Raw genomic sequence first — 21,910 nt, 5'->3', positions numbered from 1 at the left:
CAGGGGGAAGAGAAGTCATGCCGTCCAAAGGTATCTCTGTCGTAGTTGCGCGTTGCCTGTCGTCGCTTGAACGGCTCTTCAGGCTGGATTGCGGCCTGCCGCAGGGGAATGTCCGATGGATGGTGGATGGACTTGCCGGGGCACTCGCGCTCGGTGTCGTCGCCGTCACGCCTGCCACGGCGCAGGACAAGCCGAGCGCATTGGGACTGGGCATCTTCACGTTCACATCAGGTCCTGCCGCAGCCTACGGCATGCCGGGCAAGAACGCCGCCGACCTCATGATCGACGAGATCAATGCAAAGGGCGGCATCGGGGGCGTGCCGGTCAGCGCGACTTATGTCGATGAGGCGCAGGGCGCGCAAGGCGTGATCGCGGAGTATCGCCGGCTCGCCGGGGACGCGAAGAACCAGGTCATGGTCGCCGCCTTGTCGAGCGCGAATTGCCTGGCGCTGGCGCCGCTCGCCGAGCAGCTGGAGGTCCCGACCGTGGGCTGGAACTGCGATACCCATCAATTGCTGATCGAAGGCAAAAGCAAATATGTGTTCCGCCCAAACGGCAACACCGTGCCCGAATTCATCGCCTACGCGATCTACCTGCTAGACCGCAAACCCGACGTGAAGACGGTGGCGATCATCAATCCGGACTATGCCTTCGGTCATGACGCGGCCAAGATCTTCACCGCGGCGTTGAAGGCCCTCAAGCCAGACGTCGAGATCGTCGCCGAACTCTATCCGAAGCTTGGTTCGCCGAACTATCAGACCGAGATCTCGCGCCTTGCCACCGCGCGTCCGGACGTCGTCTTCTCAAATCTCTGGGGCGCCGACCTCGAGAACTTCGTTCGCCAGGCCGCACCGCGTGGAATCTTCACCTCCAGTCAGGTCATCCTGGCACTCGGCGAGACAGTGCTGCAGCGCGTGCCGCTGCCTGACGGCGTGATCGTTGGTGTTCTCGGCGACGGCTGGTGGATGTCGCCGGATGCGAAGGCTAAGCCGGAGATGGTGAGGTTTGCCGAAGCCTACAAGGCGCGCTTCAGTGAGTATCCAGTGTTCCCGTCGATCAAGATGGCCAATGCGCTGATCTACGTGAAGGCGGCCTATGAGGCCGCGATGCAGAAGAACGGCGGCAAATGGCCGACGCGTGCCGAGCTCGCCGCCGCCATGAAGGGCAGCAAGGTCGAAACCTTGACCGGCACCGCGCAGACGCGCTCCGACAATGACGGCCTCGTCGACCAGATCGTCGGCGTGACCGTGAAGACGTCAGCGCAGCAGTTTCCCGTGATCGGCGACATGGTCCGTTATAAGGGCGAGAGACTGATGCCGCAGGCCGGCCAGGATCCGCTCGCCTGGATTGCGACGCTCAAGCCCGAGTTTGCCAAGAGCCTGCCGAAGCCGGGCAGCTACAAATAGAGCGGGATGACGTTCACCTTGATTCCAGTCACGGAAGGCGGAAGCCGATGTTGAATGCAATCACCCCCCTGCTGCTGGACAGTCTGGCGAGCGCCGCGTTGATCTTCTTCGCGGCGGTCGGCCTGACGCTGGTGTTCAGCGTGCTGCGTGTCCTCAACGTCGCCCATGGCAGCCTCTATTCGATCGGCGGCTATGTCGCGGCCTCCATTTGCCTGTTCATCGCGAGCCGACAGCTCAACCCGTATTTGTCGTTCCTGGCGCTCCTGCTCAGCGCCGTGTGCGTGGCGGCGATCTTCGGCCCGTTGATCGAGCGCGGGCTGGTCCGCTGGACCTACGGCAAATCGGAGGCGGTGCAGATCCTGATCACGTTCGGATTGTTCCTCATTCTCGAAGACCTTCAGCGTGTGATCTTCGGCGTGCAATCCTTCTACGAAGACGCGCCGATGCGACTGCTCGGCACCACTTCAATCGGGGGCGTCGTCTATCTCAACTACCAGATCCTGCTGATCGGGATGGCCCTCCTGGTCGTGATCGGCCTGAGGCTCCTGATCAACCACACCCGGCTGGGACGCCTGATCACGGCCGTGGTGACCGACCGCGAGATGGCGCAGTCGATCGGCATCGATACCAACCGGATCTTCATTCTGGCGTTTTCGCTTGGCGTGTTCCTCGCCGCATTGGGCGGCGCGCTGGCGACTCCTACGTCAGGCATCGCGCCCGGTCTCGGCGCCGAGACCATGGTGCTCGCCTTTGCGGTCGCGGCGATCGGAGGGCTGGGACAGATCGAGGGGGCTGCATTGGCCTCGCTGATCGTCGGCCTGGCGCGTGTGCTCGCGATCTATCTGGCGCCGTCGCTGGATGCCGTCGCGCCCTATGCAGCCATGCTTGTCGTTCTCCTGATCCGTCCCTACGGCCTGTTCGGATCGGTGACGGCGCGGAGGATATGATGCCAACGATTGTTGCCACTGCGGCGGTCCTCGTCCTTGCGCTGCTGCCCGTGGCCGCGCCCTGGCTCCAATTCGTGCTGACTCTTGCGATCGCCAAGGGCTTTGCGGCACTTGGCGTCGCCGTGTTGCTTCGCGCCGGGTTGATCTCGATCGGTCACGCGATGTTCTTTGCCGCGAGCGCCTATGCGGTCGCGTTCCTGGCGCGGGCCGGGGTCAACGATCTCGGGCTGATGCTGATCCTGTCGATGCTGGGCGGGGCACTCGTGGGCGCCGTCGCCGGATCGTTTCTCGTCCGCTACCGCGCAATCTTCTTTGCGATGCTGAATCTTGCGGTCTCCATGGTGTTCTACGCGTTGTGCGCCAAGCTCTATGGCGTCACCGGCGGGACCGATGGCATGCCCGTGCCGGTCCCGGCTGTGTTTGGCGTCGTCCTTGGCGAACCGGCCTTCAAGAGTGTGCTGTTCTATCTCAGCCTGGGGCTGATGGTGCTCGTCGGTCTTGCCGTGCAGCGCTACCTGAACAGCCCGCTCGGTCATGCGCTCTCGGCCGTCCATACCAATGAGATCCGGCTTGAATATCTGGGCATTCCGGTCTGGGCGGTTCTGCTGATGGCCTATGTCGTCTCGGCGGCGCTTGCCGGTCTTGGCGGTGCGATTGCCGGCTTTGCGATCGGCCGGGTGGTTCCGGAGTTCGCGTTCTGGACCGCATCGGGTCATCTCGTGCTGATCGCCGTGCTCGGCGGCATCGGTGGCGTGCCGGGCGCGTTCATCGGTGCCCTGTTCCTGGAATTGCTGCACAGCGCCGCAGTCACCGTCACCGATTCCTGGAATTTGATTGTGGGCATGACGCTGATCATCGTGATCATGTTCATGCCGCAGGGGATCTATGGATTGTTTGCGCGCAAGGAGGCGACGAGCCTATGACGCGTCCCATCCTGGAGGCAAAAGGCCTCCACGTCGCATTCAACGGCGTCAAGGCCGCTGACGACGTCAGTATCGCGATCCACGACGGCGAGTTTCTCGCGATCATCGGTCCGAATGGCTCGGGCAAGACGACGCTGCTCAACATTTGCACGGGCTACATCCGTCCGAGATCCGGCAGCGTGCTGTTCGACGGCCACGACATCACCCACCTGTCGCCGCGTGCCATCGCGCGCCGTGGCGTCGCCCGCGCGTTCCAGATCCCGCAGCTGTTTTCGGCACAGCGCGTGATCGACAACATGATGCTGGCACTGGCGGCAACGGATGGTCTCTGGAGCGCGGTCCGGCCGCTCGAAACGGCGAGACGGCGCGAAGAGGCCTGCGAATTGCTCGACCTGGTCGGGCTCGCCGGGGATGCCGACAGGATCAGCAGCACGCTTCCGGAAGGCCATCGCAAGCTGCTGGATATCGCGGTTGCGCTGGCGCTCAAGCCCCGACTGCTCCTGCTCGATGAGCCGACCAGCGGGGTGAGCGCCCTCGAACGGTTCCCGCTCATGGAGGCGCTCATGAGCGCTCTGCGCCAGCGCCGCATCACCGCACTGTTCGTGGAGCACGACATGGACGTGGTCGCGCGCTACGCGAGCCGCGTCCTGGTGTGGAACGCCGGCAACATCATGGCCGAGGGACGCCCCGACGAGGTGTTCAGCAATGCACAAGTGCGCCAACGCGTCGTAGGGGTGGCCTGATGCTCAGGCTCGACAAGGTCAACGTCTCGATCGGGGGCGTCCGTGTGCTGCGCGGCGTCAGTTGCGAGATCAGCGCGCGCAAGACGACGGTGTTGATCGGGCGCAACGGCGCCGGCAAGACCACGACCCTTCGTGCAATCATGGGCCTCATCGCGCTTGACGAGGGATCGGTCCGTCTCGATGCCGATGATCTCGGCAGCAGGCCTGCCCATACCCGCGCCCGTGCCGGGATTGGTTATGCGCCGGAGGACCGACGCCTCATTCCGGAGCTGAGCGTGGAGGAGAACATCCGCCTTCCGACGCTGGCGCTGAAGCTCGACCGAACCGAGATCGCGCGCAGGCTGGACGAGATCTACCAGCTGTTGCCCGAATTGCGGGTGATGCGGTCCCGGCCTGCCGGCGGCGTTTCTGGAGGGCAGGGCAAGATGGTGGCGCTGGGGCGGGCGCTGACGGTGGCAGGCAAGGTGCTGTTGCTCGACGAGCCCTTCCAGGGTCTGGCGCCGGCCCTCGCGCTCGACTATGCGCGGACGCTCGGCGAGCTGCGCAAGCACCGGCCAGAGCTTGCCATGCTGATTACCGAATCGTCGCCCGCGCTGCTCGACCGCATCGCCGACACAACGCTGCAGATCGAGCGTGGCGAAATCCTGACCACATCCAGCAAGGATAGGGAATTCCATGTTGCTGCAATTTGAACGCCTCGCGAAGGACCGGACTGACCGTGTCGGGATCAAGATCGACTCCCTCGTCATCGCTGGCTGGGCGGGCAGGGATGCGGCGGCGATCGAGCACCATATCGAGGAGCTCGCTGCGCTCGACATCCCGCGCCCCTCGACCACACCGCTCTACTATCGCATCGCCGCGCAAACATTGACCCAGGATAGCAGCCTGACCGTCCTTGGCCCGGACAGTTCCGGCGAGGTTGAGCCCGTTATTGTCGCGATGGCTGACGGGCTCTGGGTTGGGATCGGATCCGATCATACCGACCGCAAGGCGGAAGCGTCGGGCATCGCACTTTCGAAGCAGCTGTGCGGCAAGCCGGTCGGCCCACAGCTCTGGTCTTATGCAGATGTCGAGGGTCATTGGGACGAGCTGGTCCTTCGTTCGTGGGCGACGATCGACGGAAAACGGGTGCTCTACCAGGACAGCCCGGTGTCCTCGCTCAGGACGCCGCGCGATCTCATTCGTCGCTACACCGGCACGGACATGCTGCCGGCCGGCACGCTGATGTTCTGCGGAACCCCGGGCGCAATCGGTGGCATTCGGCCTGGGACACGTTTCGAGATGGAGCTGGAGGATCCGGTCCTTAACCGATCCCTGACCCATGGCTACGACATCGACGTCCTGCCAGTCGTCTCCTGATCTTTTCCCTAAGCGGGTGTCATGACAGCAACAAGGGATTCATCGCACCCTTCGGCCGCCGCGCGGCTGGAGGCGGCACTTGCGCGGATCCGTTCGCCGGAAGCGAAGGATGTCTTCACGGCAGTGTTTGCCGACAGCTCCCGGTGGGAGGCCGAGGCCGCGGATCGGCGCGCCGCTGCTGGAGCGTCCCGCGGCCCGCTCGATGGCCGCATCGTCTCGGTGAAAGCGTTGTTCGACGTTGCCGGAACGGTCACGAACCCCGGGTCCGCCGTCCTGCGCCGTCTGCCGCCGGCCAGCGAAGATGCTGAAGTCGTGAAACGGTTGCGGGCTGCGGGCGCCATCGTCGTCGGCAAGACCCAGATGACGGAGTTTGCCTTCTCCGCGCTTGGTACGAACCCGCATGATGGTACGCCAGGCAATCCGCGAGATCGTGCCCGCGTTCCGGGAGGTTCATCATCGGGCGCGGCGGTGTCGGTGATCGCAGGCATGGCCGACATCGCCATCGGCAGCGATACCGGGGGCTCCCTGCGAATTCCGGCCGCGCTGTCGGGCGCTGTCGGTTTCAAGCCGACCAGCGGCTTCGTGCCGACCACCGGTGCGTTCTCGTTATCCTCGAGCCTCGATACGATCGGCCCGATCGCCGCGAATGTCACAGATTGCTTCGTGGCTGATCAGATACTTTCAGGTGAAGGCACGCCGTCGCCGCTACGGCCCGCATCCCCGGGCACGTTCCGCCTGAACGTTGCCCGCGGACGCTTGTTCGATCGATGCGAACCCGAGGTACTCGCTGCGTTCGAGAAGGCCATGGAGCGGCTTCGATCCGGCGGCTTGCAGATCAAGGAGGGGACCATCGAGGCCGCTCTCGACGATCTCGCCCAAATCGACAAGATCGGAACCTTCCCGTCGATCGAGGTCGGAGCAACGCTGCGCAGTTTAGGCATCTCGGCGTTGGATGGGGTCGATCCTCGAACGCGCGTCCGCATCGAGGCCTGCGCAGGCATTCTCGCCACGGACTATGTGCGCATGATGCGGCTTCGGGAGGTGGCGATCCGGTCGTTCGAACAGTGTTTCGGCAACAATGAGGTGTTCGTCCTGCCGACGACGCCCATCCGGGCGCCGCTTCTTTCCTCCGTTGCGGAGGATGCGGCATTCCACGATCTCAATGGCCTCGTACTGCGCAATCCACGCATCGCCAACTTGCTCGACTGCCCGTCGATTTCGCTGCCGTTGCCGGTCGATGGTCTTCCCGTCGGCCTGATGCTCATCGGTCGTAGAAACGCCGACCGGCGCTTGTTCGAGATCGCAGCCAGTGTAGAAGCGCTGCTGCGAGGACCCCTGCATACTGCCTAGCCAATGCGAGCTACTGAGGCAGCTCCGGCCGCCAAATGCCTTCCGCTTCTCTATCCCGGTTTGAATGGACTGTATCGGGACGCCTCGAAATCGCTCGAGGTTGACCGCCCGCCAGCCCGAATCGGTGGTACACAGCCGTGGTCACAATATCCGACTGGGCTTTTTGGGAATCCTTGTTTTCCGCGGGTTTTCGCGCAACGACGGTGAAGGGGAAGAGAGTCCCACTTTCTCACCCTCCTTCGGCTGGATCATCCAGTGGACCCGGAACTCGCCTCTCGCGCGCCACCTTGCGCTTTTCCTTCGCGGCTTTCGCGACCGCGACGTCGAAATTCGTGCGTCGACGCCGCTTGTGCGGCGCCGGCGGATGGTTCAGGGCGTCGATCTCGAAGCGTGGATCTCCGCCGCCATCGTCTCGATCCAGGGATCTCCGTAGTCGTTGCCTGCGTTCGAATCCTTGGGACGGTGGCCGGTGATGAATAATCCTTCGACCTCGCAGTCCATCCCGACGTGCCGCGCCACGCTCTTGAAGAGATGGCGCCAGCCATGATTCGGCTTCACGTCGTACGGAATGTTGATTCCGGGCCCGTGCACCCATTCGCCGATCCGCTCCGCTACCTTGTGAAATTGCGGGTGTCTCACCGTTCCGCCGCGTCGGCGCTCCGGATCGTAGAACAACGGCTTCTTCAGCTTGGCGCGGGTCTCCACGTAGTCGAGGAAGTGCCGTCCCTCGTCTCCTTGTTCAATGATGTGCGAATGGATCGGCACCACGCGCCAAGTCTTCGTCTTCTCAAGCGACGGCTTGATCTTCATCGCCCACTTGTTGATGCCGTACGGCTTGATGTCCTCCGGCCGGAGGCTCGTCAGTTCGTTGACCCGGGCCCCCGAGTAGGCGCACAGCCAAGGGACCCAACGGCGGGCCATCGCCATCTCGGTCGAAATGAACTCGCTCGGCGCGACGAGCGTGGCCGTCAGGATGCGTTTGGCTTCCTGAGGCGTGAAACCCTTCCGCGGCGGATCGCTCTGCTGCTCCTGCTGCTTCTCTTCCTCGTCCTCCGAATCATCCTTGTCGCGGACGCGGATGCCGAGGAACGGATTCTGATCGAGTTTGCGCCGCTCGACCAGGAAGCCTGCCGCTGCTGACAGCGCCGCGATCCAGACTTTTCGGATGCTGTCGCGAGGGATTTCCCTCTCGATGAGATGGTCGACCCAGTCGTATCCGTCGGAGGTCTTCATCTTCTTGAGGTCGCGGTGGCCGACGAAGTCGCAGAACTCCCGCACCTTGGAGCGCCAGCGCGTCGCGGTGCGCCCCGCAGCGCCGCCTCTCAGGCCGCCCTTCGCGGCGTACTCTCGAAGCCGGCGACGAAATCGAGCGCCGGGGTGGCGCGCTCCGGGATTTTTGACAGGTCCGCGACCTTGTCGTAGTCGCCGACCCGGGCATGCTCCACGTCCGCAGCGGCATCCTGCCTGGCCTTGAGCAGAAGCGGAACGAGTCGTTCCACGTTGGCGGGCGAGACATCGTAGCCGCCGCGCTATAGCAGATCGATGGCATCGAGCTGGAGCGATTCCTCGTCATGGCCCAGCGTGATCCTAAGCTTGCCGAAACCGGTCGGCGGGTCTTTCATCCAGCAATCGCGGATACGAGTATGCTCCTCCCGGCGCAAAGCATAGAGGTCCTGATGGGAGAGCTTGTAAGGGACGGGGACGAGCGGCGGGGCGGCACCGGTCAGGCGGGTGGCTTCGGCTCGCAGTCGGGTCCACTCAGCCTCGATGGAGGCGTTGACCGCGCCAATCCTGATATTGGCCTGCCGCTCGTTACTGGTCCCGAGCGTGGCCCAAATCTCGGTCTTGCCGACCACAGGACGAAGGTCCGCTGGGACCTTCTTGCGGATCCAATAATTTGCGGAGGTCGGACGTTTAACGGGGGTAGGCATCTTGAAACTCGGCATGGTGGAGCACCTCGGTGTAGCACCGGCCGTTCAAGAACCGCTTGATTTGAAGGCTAAACTTGTAAACAAGGGGTTTCAGAGCCCGGATAGGGGTGAGTCCCACTCTCTCCGCCATTTGCGCGATTTTGTGCGCCATACTGCGATCGTCTACGATTTCGTACGATCGATGGGGGCGGCTGGTCGGGCGATGTGCGCTGTCTCACGGCCCGTCTTTCTCCAACGGATGAAGTGGCCCGTGAAGCCAGGAATAGGTTTGGTTTAGCGGGATCTCGCGCGCCTCGGCATCGTCAGGATCTTGCCGTCGTCGATAAGATTGCTGCAGACCTCCTTTAAAGCTGCAACGACTTCGCGGGTGGCGCGGCTAACGGGCCGGCCGCGCGGCAGGGCGAGGACGCGGTCGGCGCGCATCCATGGCAAGAGAGCCGCCGACAGCGTGCCTGCCGCCACTTCCTGGTGAATCCCCGAGAACGGCAACAGCCCGTAGCCAAGCCCCGAGCCCACGATCTGTTTCATCGGCGTGCTGTTCTCGACCCGCAAGGAGAACGGCACGTCTGGCGGGAACGGGTTGCGGCTGAGTGGTACGACGGCGGTCGGCAGATCATTGACCTCCTTGCGTGTCAGCCGGCCGCGCTTGAGCCTGGGATCACGCGGCGGACCGATCAAGAAGACCGGCTCGACCACCAGCGTTTCGTAGTCGAGATGGTCGTTGGGTCGCGGCGTGGTGACAATGGCGAGGTCGAGCTCCGCGCGCAGCAGATGATCGCACATCGTCTCGGTCAGGCCCTCGCTCAACTCCAGCCGGACGCGCGGAAAGCGCGTGGTGAATATCTTTGCGAGCGGCGCGTAGAAGTTGTCGGCGAGGCTCGAGGGCGCTCCCAGCCGCACCGTGCCGCTGGGCTCGCGGTTTTCCGTGCGCACCTCCGCCTTGACGTCATCTATGGCGCCGAGCAGCCAGCGCCCGCGCGCCAACAGCACCTTGCCGGACTCGGTCACCGAGACGCCGCGCGCGCCGCGCTCGAGCAAGGCGCCTCCCAATTCGTGCTCGAGTTCCTTGACGTGGCGGCTGAGCGCCGACTGCGCGACGTTGAGGGCACTGGCCGCGGCGCCGAAGCCGCCGCGCTCGGCCACCGCCACGAAATAGCGAAGCTGCCGCAGGTCCATTCCACCCTCCATCTCGGTCTGAGATGGAGATCATATCAAACATATTCTTGTGAGATACCAAAAACCGGGCAGTCTGCTGCCAAAGAGAAGATCGAGAGGAAACGAGCATGGACATCGCCGCGGAAACACCCCGCCGGACGTCAGTATTTATTGTTGGCGGCGGACCGGTTGGCCTCGCCATGGGGCTGTTGCTCGACCGCTTCGGGATCGACGCCGTCATCGTCGAGAAGAGCCCGACCACGACAGATCATCCGAAATCGCGCGGCTGCTGGGTCCGCACCATGGAGATCTTCCGGCAATGGGGGATTGAGCAGGCGATCCGCGACCGCGGGCTGCAGGATGATTCCGACATGTTCGTGCAGGTTGAAAGCATCGCCGGTCGCGAGATCAGCCGGTCGCGCCCGGAGCCCAATCTCGGGCAGACGCCGGCGTGGAAAAGCGTGGTGGCACAGGATGCGGTGGAAGAGGAGATCTACCGGGTCATCGAGCATTCCAACCGGGTGCAGGTGCAGTTCTCGACCGAATTCGTCGGCTTCGAGGAAGTCGAGGACGGTGTCATCTGCGAGATCCGCTCGGTTGAAACCGGCCGCAGCGAACATTGGCACGCCCGGTATCTACTTGCCTGCGACGGCGCCGGCAGCCAGACACGCCGAGCCGCCGGCATCGACATGGTGGGGCCGGCCTGCCTGTCGGTGCTGCAGAACGAATACTGGCGCGCCGATCTTTCGCGTTTTCCATTGGCGCGCGAGGCTGCCGGCTTTCAGGTCTACTCAAAAACGCCGGGCGTGCCGCCACGTGCCGGCATTCTCAACACCAACGGCCGCGACCGGTGGCTGTCCATCATCCAGATCGGCGAGCAAAAGGACGATCGGCCGCGGCCCTGGACCGATGCCGAGATGATCGAGATTATCCGCGCCCATGTCGGCGTTCCCGATCTTGAAGTGACGTTGCTCAACCGCTCGGTCTGGCGCATGAGCAAGCAGATCGCGGCGAGTTTTCGCAAGAGCCGCGTTTTTCTCGTCGGCGATGCCGCGCATCGCTTTCCGCCGACCGGCGGTTTTGGCCTCAACTCGGGCGTTCAGGACGCGCACAACCTGGCCTGGAAGCTCGTCTATGTGCTGCGCGGTTGGGCGTCGGAGAAGCTGCTCGACAGCTACGACCTCGAACGCCGGCCAGTGGGGCAATCGAACGCGGATTTCAGTTTTGGCAACATGATCCGCTTCCGGCGGATCGACGAAGCCGTCCGCTCCGGCAACGAGGATCACATCCGCTTCTGGGTGAACGACCTCGACAACCATTTGCACAGCATCGGCCAAGGGCTCGGCTTCACCTATGAAGAGGGCGCGGTGATCCCCGACGGCACGCCGCATGGCGGACATCTGACCCGTGTCTACCGGCCGTCCGACCGTCCGGGCGGACGTTTTCCCCATCTCTGGCTCGACATGCCGCGGAAGCGATCGACGCTCGACTGGTTCGACAAGGAATTTACCGTTGTTGCCGGCCCGCAAGGCGAGACGTGGCTTGAGGCCGGCCGCGAAGTGTCGGCAAAAACCGGCCTGCAGCTCAATCTGCAGCAACTGCCCCCCGCCCATCCCGTGGACGGCATTCAGATGGGACCGCGCGGCGCGGTGCTGGTGCGTCCGGACGGCCATGTCGCCTGGCGCATGCCCTACATCCCGTCCGATCCCGCGCGCGAATTGGCCGGCGCGCTCGAAACCGTGCTGCATTGACCATGGATACGATCGAAGCCAACGGCACCACGATTGCCTTCAAGCGCCTCGGGGAGGGGCCGCCGCTGATCCTTCTGCATGGCGCCGAAGCCGACCATTCGATGTTCGATGCCTTCGCCGCGCTGCTGGCCCCGCGTTTCACCGTGATCGCTTATGACCAGCGCGATTCCGGTGCGACCCGTAATCCGCCCCAGCCCTACGGTCTCGAGGAACTCGCCGACGATGCTGCCGCGCTGATCGCAGCGCTTGGCTATCAGCGCGCCCATGTGTTCGGCACCTCGCTCGGCGGGGTCATCGCGCAGGTGCTGGCCGCACGTCACGCCGGGCGCATCGATCGCCTGGTGCTGTCGAGCACCTTCCGGCCAGGTACGTCGGTGATGTCGATCAATCCGGAAGGCTTCCCGGCGTTTTTGGCGCTGCGCGACCGCATGCCGGAATCGGTCCGCGAGTTCGCCGAGTTTTTTGTGCCGCCCGACTACATCGCGGCGCATCCGGAGGTGCTGGCGATCTTCACCAGCAGCACGCGCGATGCCGACCAGAAGCAGCGCCGCGGCGCTATCCTGACGCGGCCGATCGCGTTCGAGCCCGGCGCGATATCAGCGCCAACGATTGTACTTGCGGGCGGTGCCGACCGTCTGATCCCGCCGGCGCATACGCTGTCGCTGGCGCAGGGGATCGCGGGCGCGAAGGCCGCGACCATCGCCGGCATTGGCCACATCGGGACCATTCAAGATCCTGCCGCAGTCGCGGCGGAGGTACGGGCATTTTTGCGAGGCGAACAGACAACACAACGACAAAACATGGAGGAGGATGACCATGGAGACCAAAGGGGAGGATCTCGTCACGCTCTATGACGCGGCGCCGCTCAATGTCCGTTATTGGGTCAGCATGGCGCTCGCCGTCACGACAAGCGTCTTTGATTTTTTCGACTTCTTCATCGTGGGCTTCCTGGTGGCGGTGTTGGCCCCGCAATGGCACCTGACGTTCGGCCAGACCTCGGTCATGCTGCTCAGCGCCGGCGTCGGCGCGATCGTCGGATCGCTGGCCTGGGGCGCGCTGGCGGATCATTTCGGCCGCAAGACGTTAACGGTCGCAGGCGTCGTTCTTTGCGCGCTGGGCGCAGGTTCCATCTCGATTATCCCGGACGGCGCGTGGATCCTGTTCGCGTGCCTGCGCTTCGTCGTCGGTTTCGGCGTCGGCGCTGTAGCCGCGGTCGCGCTGCCGCTGATCGTCGAATATACGCCGACGCGGCACCGTACGATCCTGACCAGCGTCACGGTGATTCCGGTTTCGCTCGGAATCCTCGCGGCGTCGCTCACGGCCGCGACGCTGTTGCAGTTAATCGGCTGGCGCGGCCTCGCAGCGCTGGGTTTCTTGCCGCTGGCTCCGGCCATTCTGATCGCTGTTGTTATGCCGGAGTCCGTGCGCTGGCTGGTATCGCGCGGGCGTCACGCCGAGGCGCGCCGCATCGTCGGCCGGGCATTAAACGTTCGGCCGGATAATTTGCCGCAGCCGGCTATCGCGCCGGAAGACCATGTGCCGTCGCCGGCCTCGAGCTTCGCCGATCTGTTGGCCAAGCCAAAATTGTTCTGGCTCACGGTGATCGTCTGGTTCGGTGCGAGCACGGCCAATTACGGCGTGTTCCTGTGGGGGCCCACGATCGTCGCGCTGTTGATGGGCGTGTCGCCGATGCAGGCCGCCCATCTCTTCGTCTTCGTCAGCTTGACCGGTATGCTCGGCCGTACCGCGTTCTCGTTCCTACCGCAATGGCTTGGGCGGCGGCGCTGCGGTGAGATCATGGGCTATGGCATCGCGCTTTCGCTCGGCGCGGCGGCGCTGTTCTTCGACCGCATCATCTTTGGCTATCCGGCGTTCGTCGTGCTGTTGATCCCGGCTGTGTTGTTCTTCGATGGCGGTTTTTCCAATATCGCGCCGTATTCCGCCGAGATCTTTCCGGTGCGGCTAAGCGCGCGCGGCGTGGGACTGGCGCAGGCCGCCAACGGTGTCGGAAAGATTTCGGGACCGCTCTGCCTCGCGCTGATTGCCGGCGCGTCGAATCTGATCACGCCCAAGGCCACCATCGACGCCGTCACGCCGGCGTTTCTGTTCCTGGCCGCCTGCGGCCTCGCGATCGGGCTCGCCTTCAGCCTGCTTGGTATCGAAACCCATGGCAAGCCGCTGGCGCTAGAGAGCGGCGATCCGGCCGTAGCACCGCGCGAAACGGTGGCGGTGCGCGACCACGCAACGACCCAGCAAGCATGATTGGAGCAAGGGTATGAATGTAGCGGACAGGAGGATCACGGCGCGCGCGCCGTTCGATACCGAAAAGCTCGACCGGCTGATGCACGAGGCGCGGCTCGACGCGCTGGTCGTCACATCCCGTCACAACGTTCAGTATCTGCTCGGCGGCTATCGCTTTTTCTTCTTCGATGCGATGGAGGCGATCGGCGTCAGCCGCTATTTGCCGGTGTACGTCTATCAGCGCGGGCGTCCGGAGAACGCGCTCTATATCGGCAACCGCATGGAAGGATTCGAGAAGGAGCTCGGTCGCATTGCGGCGCCCGCGGTCAAAACCGTTTCCTGGGGTAGCACGGACGCGATCCGTCTCGCCATCGATCACATCAAGGCGCTGAGCGCCGGCGTGAAACGCGTCGGATTCGAACCCAGTTTCCTGCCGTCGGATGCCAAGGATCTCCTGAGCAAAGAGGTCGGCGGCGCGTCGCTGGCGGACGCGCAATTCGTGCTGGAACGGCTGCGCGCGGTCAAGACCGCGGCAGAACTTGACTTGGTGCGTGAAGCTTCCGAGCGCGTGGTGGACGCGATGACGGCGACCTTCGACATTTGCGCGCCGGGCATGAGCAAGCACGATATCGTCGATCGGCTGCGGCGCGAGGAGCAGGAGAGAGACCTCGCATTCGAGTACTGCCTGATCGCGGCCGGCAACAGCCACAACCGCGCACCCTCCGATCAGCGCCTTAAGGCGGGCGACGTGATCTCGCTCGATTCCGGCGGCAACTATAAAGGCTATATCGGCGACCTCAGCCGCATGGGCGTGGTGGGCGATGCCGACGCGGAATTGCACGACCTGCTGCACGAAATCGAGGAGATCCAGCAGGTAGCGCGCGGCGCGATCAGCCCCGGTGCGCGCGGCGGCGACATCATCGCCGCCGGCGAGGAAGCGGTGCGCCGGGCGCCGCATGGCAATGTGCTGGACTACACGGCGCACGGCATCGGCCTTGTGAGTCACGAGGCGCCGCGGCTCACTGGACGTGGGCCGGTGCCTTATGCGCCCGACGATGCCGATCGGCCGTTGCAGCCCGGCATGGTGATCTCGATCGAGACCGCGATGCTCCATCCTTCGCGCGGCTACATCAAGCTCGAGGATACGCTGATCGTCACTGAGGATGGCTGGGAAGCACCCGGCGACATCGCACGCGGATGGAACATCGCGGGCAAAGCCTGAGTTTTCGAAATTGGGGGCATGGTGCTCACGCGGATGTTGCCGACCAGGATTTCTGGTCGGGAATGCTGTTTGCCGCGTTTGGGATCGCCGCTCTCGCGTTCGGCCATGACCCGCGAACCGGTTCTGGGGGGTGTGCTCCATGCGCGCGACGGCAATTTGACTTTCGCTTGTCGCTTGATCGTGTTGTTGTCGATGATGGGCAATTGGCTGAACAGGCTTTTGCCGGCGACGAAATCCTATTTCGGGCCGTAGCTCGAACGGTGGGTTTTGGTTTATGAAGGTCGAAAATGCTTGATTTTTCCATGGGGGTTGACTGCCACTCTCTCCGCCAGCCGCACGATTTTGTACGCTAAACTACGATTCCCCAATGCTTGTCTCCTCAATCGCGCCGAATGCAGCCCAATGCCTGTCATTGGTACACGTCGACTGTGCGGATCAGAGGATCGCGGAGGGCGTCGCCAGAATTCGAACCTGAACCGCGCGCCGAAGAGCGTGTCGGAGGACCCAGCTACAAGCGCCACGATCTGTGCAGTCGAATACGACTTAGCAGTGGCGGGAAGATACCATCCCACGTCGTGGACGTCTTGCAGTTTGCGGATCACCCCGGGGTCGACAAGACATGCAATCGAGCGGTTCATATAGAAGAGGTTGGATGCAACGCGAGATCGAATGCCGCTCACCTCATCGACCGGGGATCAACGTCTCGATCCGATAGAGACTGTTCTTCGCGGTCATGTAGAGAAACGTTCGGCCGTCACGACTGGCAAGCGCGACGTTAGACACCGCGGGTTCGTCCGGCACGGGAATGTACGCGATCTCCTCGCCGCTCGGTGCGTAGACAAGCACGCCGCGACGACTCGCCGCTGATACCGCAGCGTAGACATTTCCCCGTGCATCGACGGTAATGCCGTCAGGGCCGATCTCTCCGCCGTAGTCAGCAAGAACGCGTTGATTGCTGGCCGTCCCGTCCGCGGCCAAGTCATATGCCAATAGTCGCATGGCGCCGTTCCGCTGCGGGACCTTGTCGATGCGAAAGTCGGACACTAAAGAATCGAGCTCGGCAACGTACAAGGTCTTTTGATTTGGCGAAATCACAATACCATTCGGCCTGGCAACATCGGCAAGGATGAGATGGACGGAGCCGTCCGTGTCGAGGCGGTAGACTCCCTGAATCGGCTGCTCGACCGGTTCATGACCAAAATAACGGGGATCCGTAAAGTAGATACGACCCTGATCGTCGATATCGAGGTCGTTCGGTGCATTGAAAGGGCGTCCTTTATAGAGCCCCGCGATTATCGTTGTTCGACCGGTCTTGCTGTCCGTGCGAACGATAGAACGGCCTCCAAAATCGGCGCCTTGCGCGACGATCATTCGTCCTTCGCGATCGAATTTAATCCCAGCGGCCATGCCACTTGGTGAACGGAAGATGGAGGTCTTGTTGGTGGCAGGATCGAAGACCCAAATATTCCCGGCATCCATCCCGGTCGCGAACGTCATGGTTATGTCGCAGAAATAAATCCTGCCGTCGGGGCCAACCGCAGGACCTTCAGTCCAGAACCCTCCGTCGAATAGCTTTTCGAGCTTGGCGCCTGACGCCACAATCGGACCGGGGACCTGTACCTGCGCCGCCGTTTGGCCGGCGGCCATTGTGATTCCGATCATAGTTGCTACGGCCGTCGTAGCAATCAAGCGCCAAGGGCTCCGTGATTTTTCCAAATTCATCGGCGATGTCATTCGCTTCTCCATGACACGACGGGCGAGAGCGGTTGGGCCGACTTTGACCGTAGGACCCAGACTTCTGCGAGGGGTGCTCATTCAGGAAGGATCACACGCGGGTCGACAAGGCACGCAATCTCGCGCCTCAAATCGAAGACGTTGGATGCATTGTCACGAATTCCCCTCGTGTAGCCCGACGCATTGAAGGCGGCTTTTGCCGCCTCGGATGAATCGAACCAGAATTCGGAGGCACCATCGAATTCCTCATCGGCAGGCACGACTCCGCCTGCCAGATACCGCGTTGCGCCTGGAATCGTGTGATCCTGCCGATAGCCGCGGAGTCCCTGCGCGAAGTCTTGCTCAGCCAGCACGATATCCCTGTGCGTGGTGCGCCAGCGGTCGCTGAAATCCTGCTTCGACAGACCCGCACGCCGGTGGTGGAAGATGAATACTTTGACGGCGCCAGCGCCCGGAAGAATCACGTGCTCGAGTGTCTTGAGAACAACAACGCGGCTCCGATCTAGGAAAGCCTCCTCATCGGGGATCACGCGCTCCTGGAATACCGGCATCTCGGGGAAGGACGGGCCACCCTCGGTGCCGGGACGAACGTAGACCTGCGCAACCCCGTCATAGGGGAACGGCAATTGGCCCAGGAGACCCGAACCAATCAGATGATTCTGCACGTAACCGCTGCGCAACCGAGGCCATTCCGGGATCGACTTGAGAACCGCTGCGTGGACCTCGAACCAATGTTTGCCGAATTGCTCCTGGTTGATCATCGGATTACGTTTCAGCAGATACAATGGCTTCTGCCGCAGCTCGGATGATGTCATCGTTTTCCCCTGGTGAAGCGGATGTCGGACTGAATTGATGCGCAACCGGCGTCAGTGCGAGATGTCGGTCTGCCGTGTTTCTGGCGACAGCACGACGCAAAGCATCGAGATGAGACAGAACACTGCCAGGAAGGCACCAACTCCGACAACGCTGGTTCCCCCCGTAGAGGCGAAAATCCAAGTCACGATCAGTGGGGTGAGGCCAGCGCCCAAGGTCGAGCCAAGCTGATAGCCGATGGAGGCGCCGGTGTAGCGGGTCTTGGTGCTGAACTTCTCACTCAGGAAGGCGCCCATGGGTCCATAGAGCAGGCCTGCTGCGAACGAACCCAAAAGCCAGAAGGCGAGGACAGTCAGGATCGGATCACCCGTCGAGACCAGGAAGAAGTTGGGGCCAATCAGCAGAATCGAAAGCAAAAAGCCCGTGATTAACACTGGCCTGCGTCCATACTTGTCGCTGAGATGAGCGCAGACCGGGAACCACACGAGGTTGACACCGTTTGCGAACGCGAGCGCGAACAGCGCGATGCTCGAGTCTAACCCCAGATTCCGGATATAGGTCTGTGTGAAGGTTGCCCCAACGATGAAGACGGCAAGGGGTCCTGCTGCCGTGACGACAGCGAGAATAACGGCCTTCCACTCAAAGCGCAGCAGATGGGCGAGAGGAAATCGGCTCATTTCACCTTCGCGCTTCAAAGCCTCGAGGAAAAGCGGTGACTCGCTGATCCGGTTTCTGATGTAGACGCCGATGACCAGCAACAGAGCGCTAAAGAGGAAGGGCACGCGCCATCCCCATTGCAGAAACTGGTCCTCGGGTAGCAGTTTGACGAGCCCGAATGCGAGAGCTGAGAGCAAGGTGCCAGTCGGCGCACCGATGTGGATGAGCGACGCAAAAAGGCCCCGCCTTTTCTGGTCGCCGTGTTCGATGGCCATCATCAATGCTCCACCGTACTCGCCGCCCACCGCGAGGCCTTGGATGATGCGCATGAGCAGCAACAGCGCAGGAGCCACCCAGCCAATAGTCTGCGGCGTTGGCAGAAGACCCACCAAGGTCGAAGCGATGCCCATCATCCACATTGTGATGACGAGCATGCTCTTACGCCCGAGTCGGTCGCCGAAGTGGCCAAAGATGATGCCGCCCAAGGGCCGAGCCAAATACCCAGCGGCAAACGTCGCGTAGGCAGCAACCGTGCTCATCAGCGGCGAAAGATTGCCAAAGAAGACCGGCCCGAACACGAGCGCAGAAGCAGTGCTGTACAAGAGGAAGTCGTAGAACTCAATTGCACATCCGAGGTAGCCGGAGATGATGACGCGCCTCACTTCGCGGCGATCCGAATTTGCATGGCGTGTGCCGTCCGAGACTGCCGCCACGGCAGCCGTCCCGGCGATCGAGTAGGTATTCGCTTCCTGAAGCATCATGGACGTTCCCTCATCGTTGTTCTGATTTTGCTTGGACAGCAGGTCGATATTCACTGCCTGTGTCCGCACGTAAGCACCCTGCCTGGACAGAGCCCGCTGTGATGCAGGAATGGACACGGCAGCAGCTTGCGGCGCCCGCTGGCGAACAGGGCCGGGAATCGCTGAAATCAACAGTTCTCGAGGCTCTTGCGGGCCTCAGGCTTTCACCTGATGTCCGGTCAAGACAAATCGACCAGGCCATTGATCTTCGATCTCGGAAATGCGCCGCATGATGCGCCAGCGGCCATCGGGATCTCGCCTCAGCGTATCCAGATATCGCCCCATCCCCCAGACGAACGACGGTTCGCCGTCGCGCGGATCGAAGCGGAACATGTAGCTCACGACATCTGCAGTGTCGCCATGCAATTCGATCAGGCTGTTGAGGACGAGGTGCTTATGAAAAATTTCAGGAGCGTGCGAATGGCGGCTCGCGAAATCTTTGGTGCCAGCAACGCCTTCCCATCGATTGACCGAGCCATCCGGTCGCCTCGTCTCGCGCACCGCGTCGGCCGTGAAGCAGTCCATCAACCGGTCGAAGTCACCGTAGTCGAGGGCGTGACCGTACTGCTTCAGCGTGTCGAGTATCGCGTTTCGATCCTCCAATGCCTGGACACGCGTCTTGAGCGTCGCAAGATCGTCTTGAGACATTTCCCCACTCCAATTTAATTGTTGCGACACGGACCCGTTGCAACAGCTCTTGGTCCGTCATGCGAGAGCACAACAGTCCACCGCGGGAAACGCAACAATGGAATTGTCCGTTTTGGACTTTTCAGCGAGGCGGATGGATAAGAGATATCGTGTCGATCTCCGGGCCGTCGAACGTATCGCGTGGCACGCCGGTCCTTTTGGCACGCCGGTCCTTTCGGACGTCCTTTGCACGCAGCGACCGGTCAGTTCTGGAACGCTGCCGAGTTTCGGGTTCGTGAGATGTCAGGAGTAAGGCGACGACGAAGTCGCCTCTTCCCGAGGTCATCTACACGACCGCGATGCGATATCTCGTGTGATGATTCGCGAATGGAAGTCATCGAGCCAGGTCCCCAACATCCCGCCGGATGGGACACGGCGATCATGATCGCCTGACGTTGGTCAGATGCCGCTCCCGCTTGAGCACCGCCGTGATGCGGTGCTGCGCATCGCTCAGAGCCGCCGCGTCGGATTTGCGACCGGTCAGAGCGTCATGTACCTCCTCACCAATGATCGTTTCGACGGCGATGTAGCCCGGCACCGCCGGGCGCTGCCAAGCCTGGAGCTGCCCGCGCCGAGCCATCTGATCAATGGCGCGCACGATCGGGGAGGCTGCGGTCGTGTCGGGATTGGCGGCCATGCTGAAGCGCGGCAGGACAGGGAAGCCATTGTCGATCTGGCTCTGGATCGATTCGCGTGAGGTCATCCTGCCAATCGCGGCCGCTGCGGCCTCGACGCGGTCAGACGGCAGATTGGCCGGGATCGCCAGCAGGAAGCCGCCGAGCGGCGTGATATTGCCGCCGCGCGGCCCCGCCGGCTGTGGCAGGTAGCGCACGCGGCGCTTGACCCGCGAGCGCATATCCGCCTCGAAGCGCACCGCGCGCATGGACCAAGCATAGGCCATCGCCGCGCGACCGGTCAGGAACAGCTCGACCGAGGGATCCCAACTGAGCTCCAGCACGTCCGGCGGCGAAATGGTGCAGAGCCGGTGCATATAGTCGAGCGCCGCGCGCGCGGCGTCGCTGTCCAGGGACGGCATCAGTTCGGCTGCACTCCAGTCGATCGCCCGGTGTGTGGCGGGACCACGTGGCCCCTCCAGCACGGCGCCGCCACAGCAGCCGACCAGTGACATGAAGCTGGACGCGATCGGCATGCCGCGCACACCGTTCCAGGTTATGCCGAAACGGCCTTCAGCGGGTGCGTGCAGCTTCCGCCCCGCCGCGATCACCTCGTCGAAACTCCGGGGGAAGTTGAGCGATTTCTCGGCGAACAGATCGGTGCGCGCGGCAAACAGTTCGATCGAAGAGACGATCGGCACACCGTACTGGCGGCTGGCCCATCGCCCGGTCGCCCAGACCGACGGATCGAAGTCCAGCGAGTCGATGCCGACATTCAGCAGATGTGTATCCAGGCATTGCACTCGTCCGCTCTCGGCGAAGGAGCCGAGCCAGGGCGCGTTCAGGGTGATGACGTCGTATTCGGAGACCGGACGCTGGGCATTGGCCACGGCGCGCTCATACATGTCGTCTAGCTTCAGCAGATCGAAGTCGCGGCGAGATGCCAGGTTATTGCGCCAATCGGCCCAGAGGTCGCGCATCGCAGCGAAGAAGGCATCGTCCTGCAGCAGGAAGCGCAGAGTCCGGCCGCTGTCGATCGTGCGCTGCATGATGCTAGGGGGCGGCGCGAGAAAGGTGTCGATGCGGTTGACGCCGAAGCTGAAATCCTCGTCGTTCTCGGCGCTCGACCGCACGCCGACGGTTTGCGCCAGTACGGATTTGATGTGCCGAGCATAGCCAGTGAAGGCGGCCATCATCGGCTCGCCTGGATGCAGTGTGAAGCTCTTGCCCGTGCGCGTGCGTGGCAGCCGAATGATCCAGCCGCTCGCGATCAGCTCATTGATCCGGCGCAGCGCCGTCGCGTGAGGCACGCCCGAGACCTGGGCCAGTGCGGAGACGGTCAGGATTTCGCCGCGCAGCTGCGCGGTCACCAGGCTGGTGGCGATGGCCCAGGTCGGATCCTGCTGGGTAACAGGAAATAGCTCGCCGAACGGCTCGCGGAGCCGGTCGAGGAAACCGATGACTCTCAGCAGCTCTCCTTCGTTCATGCTGCAGAATATCCATACTGAGTTTATTTTTATCCAGTATGGACTAATTCTTGTTTGCCGCAAGCCGGTGCGACGTGGACTGTGGTCTTT

The 21,910-nt window shown here is 62.7% G+C and carries 20 protein-coding genes; 11 read left to right on the top strand and 9 right to left on the bottom strand.

The window, feature by feature from the left end:
* Positions 1-17 precede the first annotated feature (17 nt).
* The 7 genes from RAD04_RS26000 to RAD04_RS25970 are packed head-to-tail and all read left to right on the top strand — an operon-like array spanning position 18 to position 6,728.
* Positions 18-1,406, top strand: coding sequence for an ABC transporter substrate-binding protein (locus tag RAD04_RS26000; protein WP_461626053.1), 1,389 nt, complete (start codon positions 18-20; stop codon positions 1,404-1,406).
* Between the two features lie 47 nt (positions 1,407-1,453).
* On the top strand, positions 1,454-2,353 hold the full coding sequence (locus RAD04_RS25995) for a branched-chain amino acid ABC transporter permease (protein ID WP_461626052.1): 900 nt from the start codon (positions 1,454-1,456) through the stop codon (positions 2,351-2,353).
* Positions 2,353-3,276, top strand: a complete 924-nt coding sequence (locus RAD04_RS25990) for a branched-chain amino acid ABC transporter permease (RefSeq protein WP_461626051.1) — start codon at positions 2,353-2,355, stop codon at positions 3,274-3,276. Before RAD04_RS25995 ends, RAD04_RS25990 begins: the two co-directional genes overlap by 1 nt.
* A complete protein-coding gene (locus tag RAD04_RS25985) occupies positions 3,273-4,019 on the top strand; it encodes an ABC transporter ATP-binding protein (protein ID WP_461626050.1) in 747 nt (248 codons plus the stop codon). Before RAD04_RS25990 ends, RAD04_RS25985 begins: the two co-directional genes overlap by 4 nt.
* Positions 4,019-4,711, top strand: coding sequence for an ABC transporter ATP-binding protein (locus tag RAD04_RS25980; protein WP_461626049.1), 693 nt, complete (start codon positions 4,019-4,021; stop codon positions 4,709-4,711). Before RAD04_RS25985 ends, RAD04_RS25980 begins: the two co-directional genes overlap by 1 nt.
* On the top strand, positions 4,695-5,378 hold the full coding sequence (locus RAD04_RS25975; RefSeq protein WP_461626048.1) for a DUF2848 domain-containing protein: 684 nt from the start codon (positions 4,695-4,697) through the stop codon (positions 5,376-5,378). The genes RAD04_RS25980 and RAD04_RS25975 overlap by 17 nt, the downstream gene beginning before the upstream one ends.
* Before the next feature lie 21 nt (positions 5,379-5,399).
* Positions 5,400-6,728 (top strand): amidase family protein, encoded by a 1,329-nt coding sequence (locus RAD04_RS25970; protein WP_461626047.1) that lies wholly within the window; start codon positions 5,400-5,402, stop codon positions 6,726-6,728.
* A 369-nt stretch (positions 6,729-7,097) separates the two neighbouring features.
* Here RAD04_RS25970 and RAD04_RS25965 read toward each other — a convergent pair whose 3' ends face one another.
* From RAD04_RS25965 to RAD04_RS25950, 4 genes are all read right to left on the bottom strand, one after another.
* Positions 7,098-8,006: a site-specific integrase gene (locus RAD04_RS25965; protein WP_461626046.1), complete on the bottom strand. Its 909-nt coding sequence runs from the start codon at positions 8,004-8,006 to the stop codon at positions 7,098-7,100.
* 44 nt (positions 8,007-8,050) lie between these two features.
* Positions 8,051-8,227, bottom strand: a complete 177-nt coding sequence (locus RAD04_RS25960; protein WP_461626045.1) for a hypothetical protein — start codon at positions 8,225-8,227, stop codon at positions 8,051-8,053.
* Positions 8,228-8,257: 30 nt separating this feature from the next.
* Positions 8,258-8,674: a DUF6538 domain-containing protein gene (locus RAD04_RS25955; protein ID WP_461626044.1), complete on the bottom strand. Its 417-nt coding sequence runs from the start codon at positions 8,672-8,674 to the stop codon at positions 8,258-8,260.
* A gap of 258 nt (positions 8,675-8,932) precedes the next feature.
* Positions 8,933-9,835, bottom strand: a complete 903-nt coding sequence (locus tag RAD04_RS25950; protein ID WP_461626043.1) for a LysR family transcriptional regulator — start codon at positions 9,833-9,835, stop codon at positions 8,933-8,935.
* A gap of 107 nt (positions 9,836-9,942) precedes the next feature.
* On the opposite strand from RAD04_RS25950, the gene RAD04_RS25945 reads away from it, so the two are divergent.
* Genes RAD04_RS25945 through RAD04_RS25930 form a run of 4 tightly spaced genes read left to right on the top strand, consistent with a single transcriptional unit; the run spans position 9,943 to position 15,028 of the window.
* Positions 9,943-11,565, top strand: a complete 1,623-nt coding sequence (locus RAD04_RS25945; protein WP_461626042.1) for an FAD-dependent monooxygenase — start codon at positions 9,943-9,945, stop codon at positions 11,563-11,565.
* A gap of 2 nt (positions 11,566-11,567) precedes the next feature.
* Positions 11,568-12,419 (top strand): alpha/beta fold hydrolase, encoded by an 852-nt coding sequence (locus RAD04_RS25940; RefSeq protein ID WP_461626041.1) that lies wholly within the window; start codon positions 11,568-11,570, stop codon positions 12,417-12,419.
* A gap of 34 nt (positions 12,420-12,453) precedes the next feature.
* Positions 12,454-13,827: an MFS transporter gene (locus tag RAD04_RS25935; protein WP_461626040.1), complete on the top strand. Its 1,374-nt coding sequence runs from the start codon at positions 12,454-12,456 to the stop codon at positions 13,825-13,827.
* A 13-nt stretch (positions 13,828-13,840) separates the two neighbouring features.
* Entirely contained in the window at positions 13,841-15,028 is a 1,188-nt protein-coding gene (locus tag RAD04_RS25930; RefSeq protein ID WP_461626039.1) for a M24 family metallopeptidase, read from the top strand.
* A gap of 681 nt (positions 15,029-15,709) precedes the next feature.
* Here RAD04_RS25930 and RAD04_RS25925 read toward each other — a convergent pair.
* The 5 genes from RAD04_RS25925 to RAD04_RS25905 all read right to left on the bottom strand — a co-directional run bounded on the left by RAD04_RS25925 (position 15,710) and on the right by RAD04_RS25905 (position 21,820).
* Complete coding sequence (locus RAD04_RS25925) at positions 15,710-16,762, bottom strand: SMP-30/gluconolactonase/LRE family protein (protein WP_461626038.1); 1,053 nt, start codon at positions 16,760-16,762, stop codon at positions 15,710-15,712.
* 77 nt (positions 16,763-16,839) lie between these two features.
* Positions 16,840-17,577 (bottom strand): EthD domain-containing protein, encoded by a 738-nt coding sequence (locus RAD04_RS25920; RefSeq protein WP_461626037.1) that lies wholly within the window; start codon positions 17,575-17,577, stop codon positions 16,840-16,842.
* Positions 17,578-17,628: 51 nt separating this feature from the next.
* Complete coding sequence (locus RAD04_RS25915) at positions 17,629-19,047, bottom strand: MFS transporter (protein WP_461626036.1); 1,419 nt, start codon at positions 19,045-19,047, stop codon at positions 17,629-17,631.
* Positions 19,048-19,188: 141 nt separating this feature from the next.
* The gene (locus RAD04_RS25910) at positions 19,189-19,680 is read right to left on the bottom strand and encodes a nuclear transport factor 2 family protein (protein WP_461626035.1); all 492 of its coding nucleotides are present in this window, start codon (positions 19,678-19,680) and stop codon (positions 19,189-19,191) included.
* Between the two features lie 418 nt (positions 19,681-20,098).
* Positions 20,099-21,820, bottom strand: a complete 1,722-nt coding sequence (locus RAD04_RS25905) for an extracellular solute-binding protein (RefSeq protein WP_461626034.1) — start codon at positions 21,818-21,820, stop codon at positions 20,099-20,101.
* Positions 21,821-21,910 lie beyond the last annotated feature (90 nt).

The sequence above is a fragment of the Bradyrhizobium sp. 25ACV genome (genome assembly GCF_054863005.1).
This window is presented reverse-complemented; position numbering and strand designations above follow the sequence as displayed.